The following is a 6,857-nucleotide window of genomic DNA, read 5'->3' as shown; positions in this document are numbered from 1 at the left end:
TAAAAGATGTCCTTCTTCACTCGGATCAAGGAAGTATTTATACAGCAAAAGAATTTCAAGCGTATGCCAAAGAAAACGGCATGATCACCAGCATGTCCCGGAGAGGAAATTGCCATGATAATGCCGTCATGGAAAGCTTCTTTGGTCATTTAAAAAGTGAAGCTTTCTATTCACAAAAGATAACAAAAGTATCCAACACAACTGTGCGAAAGATTGTGCTAGAATACATTCATTACTACAATTGTGTGCGAATTCAAGAAAAATTAAACCACCTATCCCCTAAAGAATTTAGGGAACAAGTGGTTTAGGTGTTTTGATTGGTGTCCCGTTTTCGGGGTTCACTTCAAAATACTAGAGGTTTTTTCTTTATTTCTTCAATCGTTCAATAAAATCGTTCAATTTATCAAGTGATTTCATATTCTGATTACAAGCTACACCATCTTTGCAAATATAGTTTCCCTTTTTAACGAAAGTTCCTTGTACATCACCTTTAATTTCAACTAAAAACATCCCTACTTCTTCATGTCCATGACATAATGAACAAATGCTCTTTTTATTTAAACTTTGGAACGTTCCTTGCAGACCAACAAACTTATTTTTATCATTTTTCGCTATAATAAATTTCCTGCTTGACCCTTTATCAATCCAGCTTAAATAAGATAATTCTTTCATGTCCAGTTCTTCCATATCAGGAAGTTTTAACTTTTTCGCTTTAGGAAATAATTTTTTTAATGTTTGCGCTGTAACTTCCTGAAACGGAATGACATACGGATTTATTTTCATTAAAAATGATTCTGCATCTTCTCTATTTTGAACTGTTAATACCGTATCAATTAACTCTTTCTGTTCATCTGTTAAATTTTCAAATACATGTATTATTTTTTCAATTGCAAGTGATTTTAATGCTTGAATTACACCTCTATCATTTGCCGTTGCATGCCCATTTGCTAAAATATAAGCTTGTGATTTTATAAAATTGTATTGATCACTTCTAATAAAAGCTTCCATCTTTATCACTCCATACAAATTGTTGATCTAGTCTTATTGTATACAATGCTTCAGCTTTTTGATATGTAAAAGATAACTTAGAAACAAATATTACATACTCCGATTATGTTCTACCGCTTCATTTCCTGACAAAAGAAACCATCGTCTGTTTTCCATTCTGCATATAATACATCCTCAAATTTAGTAATCCCTTTTTGCTTTATTTGTTTATAAAGCCATCCTTCATCAAAGCCTGCTTCTCTCAAATTATCTTTCACTACTTTTCCATCACTAATTAATGAAACCGGTAAGTATACAGGCTTATGTTTTAAGCTTAAATCATTTATAGTCGGAGATTCATATTTGCTCTTTTTCAGAACACTTATGTTTCCATTAGGTTCCAAGATCATATATTCAACTTCTCGGATTGAAAATATATCTTTTTGTTGTCTTAGCATTTGTTGTAATTGATTAATATCCAAATGATTTGAACTTAATTGTTCTCGGTCAATCTTTCCATTACGGATAATAATGGAAGGATATCCTTCAAAAAACCTTCTTGTTCCTCTTATTTTTTGTGTTATCACTTCTATAGTATAAATTAAAACCACCCATACAAATACTGAATATAAAATAGACCACACTTTAATTTTAGGGTCATATATTGAATTCCCAACAAGCTCACCAAGAACGATAGCAGAAATAAAATCAAATGGCGTCAGCTGAGATATTTGTGTTTTCCCTAATATTTTCGTAGCAATTAACAGAACAAAAAATCCAACTAAAAGCTCTATCGTTATTTGTCCAATATGATTCATATATGTTCACCTTTCTGCTTTTCACTCAAATACTATGTATTCTATTTAGTAAAAAAACGGCACAATATTGCTATTATCATGCCCATTCATATCAAGTAGATACAAAGCAAAAAGAGTCTAGTTCAATTTAATAATTGAACTAGACTCTTTTATCTTCATTTAGAATACACAATCTTTTTAATCGTTTCCCCAGAAAGAAAATATTCTTCTGCAAGTTGATGAATAGCAATCCCACTTTTAAACGCTTCTTTAATTGCTTTATTTCTTTCATCTAGTTGTTTTCTTCCGCCAGATCGTGTACCCCATTTATAATGTTTCGTTTCTTGTTTCGGAATGTAAATTGTTTCACCTTGTATATACTTTTGAATTTCAGTAATTAAACTCTCTGGTAAAACAGCATTAGCTTTTACGTATTTCATTTCTGCTCGCCCCTTATTTTTTATGGTTCATTTCAATAAGGTGCAAAGCCAAATATAAAAAATGATACGAGCTCATATAGGCGATTGTATATTACTTGTCTACCTCACGCAAAGTATCGCCATTTCCATACTTGGCTTTGCATGAGACGTTGCAGTGTCTGGCAATTGAATTATAATCGCCATATAAACACCTCCTAATATACCTTTTGCATTTTATTATATGATAAATTCCTTCTCCTTGCATCCACACCCTTCTTAAAGCACGAAATTACTTAGTTTGATATAATACTTTTTAACTGAATTAAAAATCATTGTGAGGTTACATTATGAAGAAAAAAATTATCATTACAATTGTTACACTATTCTTTATTATCACGGCATTATTCGGAACATACAAATTGATGAACGCAAGAAGCTTTCAATTATTTGGAGATTTAACACAACGCGTAGAAACAAATGAAAAAGTGATTGCTTTAACTTTTGATGATGGCCCTACTAACAATGTAAAACAAATATTACCGCTACTAGATAAATACAACGCTAAAGCTACTTTCTTTTTAATTGGAAATGAATTAGAGCAAAATTTATCGTTAGGAGAAGCTATCGCGCAATCTGGGCACCAACTTGGAAACCATACATATTCTCATAATAGAATGGTTTTCAAAACACCTTCTTTTATTAAGGATGAAATAGAAAAAACGAATTCATTCATCCGCCAAACAGGATTTACAGACGAAATTGATTTTAGGCCCCCTAACGGAAAAAAATTAATTGGACTACCCTATTATTTAAATAAAAATAATATCGAAACGATTATATGGGATCTTGAGCCCGATACTTTTTATAAATCTGCGGCTGATAAAATTGAATATGTTAATAAAAATGTAAAACCAGGTTCTATCATTTTACTGCATTCTATGTATGATGAGTCTAATGAAAATTTTAAAACGATTGAAGGTATTTTAGATTCTTTATCTAAGAAGGGCTATCAGTTCGTAACAGTAAACGAACTGCAAAAAAGAGCAAAATAAAAAGTAGCGTATCATAGAGCGATACGCTACCTTTCTTTTTAAATAATGCCAAGTACATTTAAGAATACGATAATTATCGCAATTGGTGCGATAAAGCGAAGTAAGAATAACCATAATACGAACAGTTTATAGCCTTTATTTTTACTTACACCTAGCTCTTTCATTAATACATCTTTCTTCATTTTTAAAGGAACAAAGATAGAAACTAATAATACACCAAGTGGCATTAATACGTTACTTACTGCATAGTCCGCTAAATCAAAGACTGTCTTTCCGAAAATCTTCAGATCACTTAATATACCGAATGATAATGCTGATGGTACCCCAACAACGAAAATTAATAATCCAACGATTAAAGCCATCTTTTCGCGTTTCCCTTTACCTTTTGCAGTTAAAGATGCAACACTAATTTCTAACATTGAAATTGCTGATGTAATCGTAGCGAAGAAGAATAGTAATAAGAAAACGATGAAGAATAATTTTCCGAACGCCATTTTACTGAAAATAGCTGGCAATACGATAAATAATAGTCCCGGCCCTTGAGATGGTTCCATTCCAAATGCGAACACAACTGGGAAAATTGCAAGTCCTGCAAGTAATGTAATAACAAGAGTTAAAGCTACGATAGAAAATGCCGAACGTGGTAAACTTTCTTCTTTCGGTAAGTATGAACTATACGTTACCATTACGGCTACACCGACTGATAATGAGAAGAACGATTGCCCCATTGCGTATAATATAACTTCTGATGTTACATGTGAGAAATCAGGTTGTAAGAAGAAACGAACGCCTTCTCCAGCACCATCTAATGTAAGTGCACGAACGATTAATACAAAGAATAAAACGAATAGTGCTGGCATGAAATATTTATTTACTTTTTCAACACCATTTTGTACACCTTTACTTACGATGAAAATAGTAATAAGAATGAATAATAGCTGTGATCCAACTGCTAAATATGGATTGGAAATGATTTCACCAAACGTAGCTTCGTATGCTCCATTTCCTTCCCATAGTCTACCTGTAATTGCATTCCATAAATATAATAAAATCCATCCCCCTACAACACTGTAGAAAGAAAGTAATATGAAACAAGTTACAATCCCTAATTTCCCTAACCATGGCCATAATGTTTTTGGTGCGATTTCTCTATATGCATCAACAGCCTCTTTTTGTGTACTTCTTCCGATAACGAATTCAGCTAATAATAGCGGTAAACCAATTAATAATGTGAAACCGATGAAAATAAGGAAGAACGCCCCGCCTCCTCCGATGCCGGCCATATAGGGGAATTTCCAAATCGCCCCAAGGCCAATTGCTGAACCTGCTGCAGCTAATACGAAACCTAATTTCGATGTCCATTGCTGTGAATTCATTTATTAATCTCCTCTCTATCTCTTTTTCTTTGTTACAATTCGGTATTTATATTGTTCTATCAATACTCTTTTCTAATACGTTCACTTCCTCCCTAATAAAAAAACGCCCCTACGTAAATACGTAGGGACGACAAAAATATCGCGGTACCACCCTAGTTGTGAAGAATACTAAGAAACCACCTAAATAAAAATGCCCCTACGCAAAAACGTAGGGACGATTAAATATCGCGGTACCACCCTAGTTATGAAGCCACACCAAAGTTAGGACCTAAATAAAAAACGTCCCTACGTAAATACGTAGGGACGATAAATATCGCGGTACCACCCTAGTTGTGAAACAATCTTCACCACTTTATTTGATAACGGTATAAACTACCGTCTTTCATTTCCTCATAATGCGAGATTTATGAAAGATGCTCCAGGACGAACTTCATGAATAATCTATATACTGATTCACACCAACCATCAGCTCTCTGAAATAGGGAGATATTCACTACTATACCCTTTCATTGCCCAAATATTATTTTCCGAATTGATTACTATCATTTTTATCACACATTAAAAATAGTGTCAACTTATATTTTGAATTTTTATGTATTACAATCTATTTAAAAATTTGAAATATAAGTTTTAGTTTAGAAAACAAGTAGATTAGTACATAACGAATTCTAACAGGCAATAGAAAAAGAATTACGTATTATTGATACTTATTCCAGAAGAAAAATCATCTAGAAACATAACCTATCTCTATCTCTATCTGTATTAGTTTTTAAGAGTTTGATGGATACCAAGAAAATTTCGCATCACTATCCAGTGGTCTATTTTTCGTTTCTTCTTTAATTACACGAAACCATTCATTTAGAATTTGAGTTTTGGGCAATTGAGCAGCAAGGTTATCTTCCCAAATTATATGTGAGAACCAGGCTTTCGTTTCCCATTCAAACTGCAATTGTGCGAACGAAATTATAGGGTGATCAGCTTCACGAAATTGCTCATTTACTGCATTTGAAACTTCTGGAGCTTGCGGTAACAACTCGTTCTGAATTCTATTTCTTATCGTCTCATTTTCTAGCTGATCCCAGAAATACAATTGCCCATTTATTTGATAAAAAATATCAAATGAAGCCTCACCTTTCTTCAAATTCAATAATACGAAAGCACGTTCCACATCATTGTCAGCCGCCTTTACAGCATTAACAATTATATTTTGTGCCATTGATACCCAGTAACTAGTCGCTTCCTCTACCGGTGATTCGACATACAATTCTTCACTTAATTCATGCAGAGTGGCTTCTTGCTCATTTACTTTTTCAACTTTTTTAAAAAACCTATTAAAAAACCCCATAACTTCCCCCTTATTACTGTTTTCTATTTCACAAAATAAAAAATAGATTTTTTTTGCTCATCCACATTTACTCCTGGCGCGTATGTATGAACTTGTTGCAACACTTCTTCTATTAGCAACTCTAACTCCTGCACACTATTTTCTGGACTCCCTATTAATGTATCTGCCATACGTTTATATAATTTTTCAGGTTTAATAGTCATTCGTTCCACATTATTAGGCATCCATTTAAACGCTGGATGATGCACGTACATTTTATTCAAGCCAAATAAAACACCAAATACATTCCTTTGTACTTCACAAATAACGTCATAAAGCATAAGCCAATCTTTCCGTTTTAAAAGCGCCTTTCGATTGTGCCAACGATTACTTAAGCATAGATTTTCTGAAATCATCCGTTTTGCTAGTTCATCTGGATATGCCGCTACTCTATCTTTTAATTCATTCACTTTCCCTTCTCCATACAAACTAACACCATCATGAACAGATGATACAATACATTGTTTTTCATAACTTATATCATATTGATCCACCACATCCGAAATCACTTTCTCTACTGTCTCTGTTAAAAAGTTACTAATCTCTAATTTAATTCCCTCTTTCGTTAAATACGTTTCCGACCATTCTTCTTCCTCATACGGATGATACGATAATATTTTCCCATCAATATGATAAATAGGGGCCCTACGATCCTCATCTTCCGGCGGTGTTGACCATAAAATATGTAATTCTATATCTGAATGTTCATCTTCAAGTTTTCTAGCTACTGAACCCGCTAAAATAATAGCTTCCACTTTCGGATTTTGCCTATAAATCCCTGACATCTCTATTGCTTTCTCTTTTAATCCCAATTCATTTCCTCCTAAAATTGCAGTAATCCC

8 protein-coding genes and 1 other annotated feature are annotated in these 6,857 nt (G+C 33.3%); of the genes, 2 read left to right on the top strand and 6 right to left on the bottom strand.

Features of this window, described 5'->3' with window-relative positions; all coding sequences use genetic code 11:
• A partial coding sequence (locus C4S65_RS15785) for an IS3 family transposase (protein WP_142391526.1) occupies positions 1-308 on the top strand: 308 nt, incomplete at its 5' end.
• A 58-nt stretch (positions 309-366) separates the two neighbouring features.
• Here C4S65_RS15785 and C4S65_RS15780 read toward each other — a convergent pair.
• From C4S65_RS15780 to C4S65_RS15765, 3 genes are all read right to left on the bottom strand, one after another.
• A complete protein-coding gene (locus C4S65_RS15780) occupies positions 367-1,008 on the bottom strand; it encodes an elongation factor G-binding protein (RefSeq protein WP_000387068.1) in 642 nt (213 codons plus the stop codon).
• Between the two features lie 110 nt (positions 1,009-1,118).
• Complete coding sequence (locus C4S65_RS15770; protein ID WP_061666789.1) at positions 1,119-1,805, bottom strand: DUF421 domain-containing protein; 687 nt, start codon at positions 1,803-1,805, stop codon at positions 1,119-1,121.
• A gap of 155 nt (positions 1,806-1,960) precedes the next feature.
• The gene (locus C4S65_RS15765; protein ID WP_000878325.1) at positions 1,961-2,224 is read right to left on the bottom strand and encodes a CD3324 family protein; all 264 of its coding nucleotides are present in this window, start codon (positions 2,222-2,224) and stop codon (positions 1,961-1,963) included.
• Between the two features lie 326 nt (positions 2,225-2,550).
• Here C4S65_RS15765 and C4S65_RS15760 point away from each other — a divergent pair, with 326 nt between their 5' ends.
• Positions 2,551-3,255 (top strand): polysaccharide deacetylase family protein, encoded by a 705-nt coding sequence (locus C4S65_RS15760; protein ID WP_098838328.1) that lies wholly within the window; start codon positions 2,551-2,553, stop codon positions 3,253-3,255.
• A gap of 38 nt (positions 3,256-3,293) precedes the next feature.
• Here C4S65_RS15760 and C4S65_RS15755 read toward each other — a convergent pair whose 3' ends face one another.
• The 3 genes from C4S65_RS15755 to C4S65_RS15745 all read right to left on the bottom strand — a co-directional run bounded on the left by C4S65_RS15755 (position 3,294) and on the right by C4S65_RS15745 (position 6,827).
• The gene (locus C4S65_RS15755; protein ID WP_001088183.1) at positions 3,294-4,631 is read right to left on the bottom strand and encodes a sodium-dependent transporter; all 1,338 of its coding nucleotides are present in this window, start codon (positions 4,629-4,631) and stop codon (positions 3,294-3,296) included.
• Positions 4,632-4,927: 296 nt separating this feature from the next.
• Positions 4,928-5,150: a binding site (T-box leader), on the bottom strand.
• A gap of 250 nt (positions 5,151-5,400) precedes the next feature.
• A complete protein-coding gene (locus C4S65_RS15750) occupies positions 5,401-5,976 on the bottom strand; it encodes a hypothetical protein (protein ID WP_000505542.1) in 576 nt (191 codons plus the stop codon).
• A gap of 23 nt (positions 5,977-5,999) precedes the next feature.
• A complete protein-coding gene (locus C4S65_RS15745; RefSeq protein ID WP_000523208.1) occupies positions 6,000-6,827 on the bottom strand; it encodes a DUF4037 domain-containing protein in 828 nt (275 codons plus the stop codon).
• Positions 6,828-6,857: the final 30 nt, after the last annotated feature.

This window comes from Bacillus sp. ok061 (genome assembly GCF_900108285.1).
Taxonomy (GTDB): Bacteria; Bacillota; Bacilli; order Bacillales; family Bacillaceae_G; genus Bacillus_A; species Bacillus_A thuringiensis_S.
This window is presented reverse-complemented; position numbering and strand designations above follow the sequence as displayed.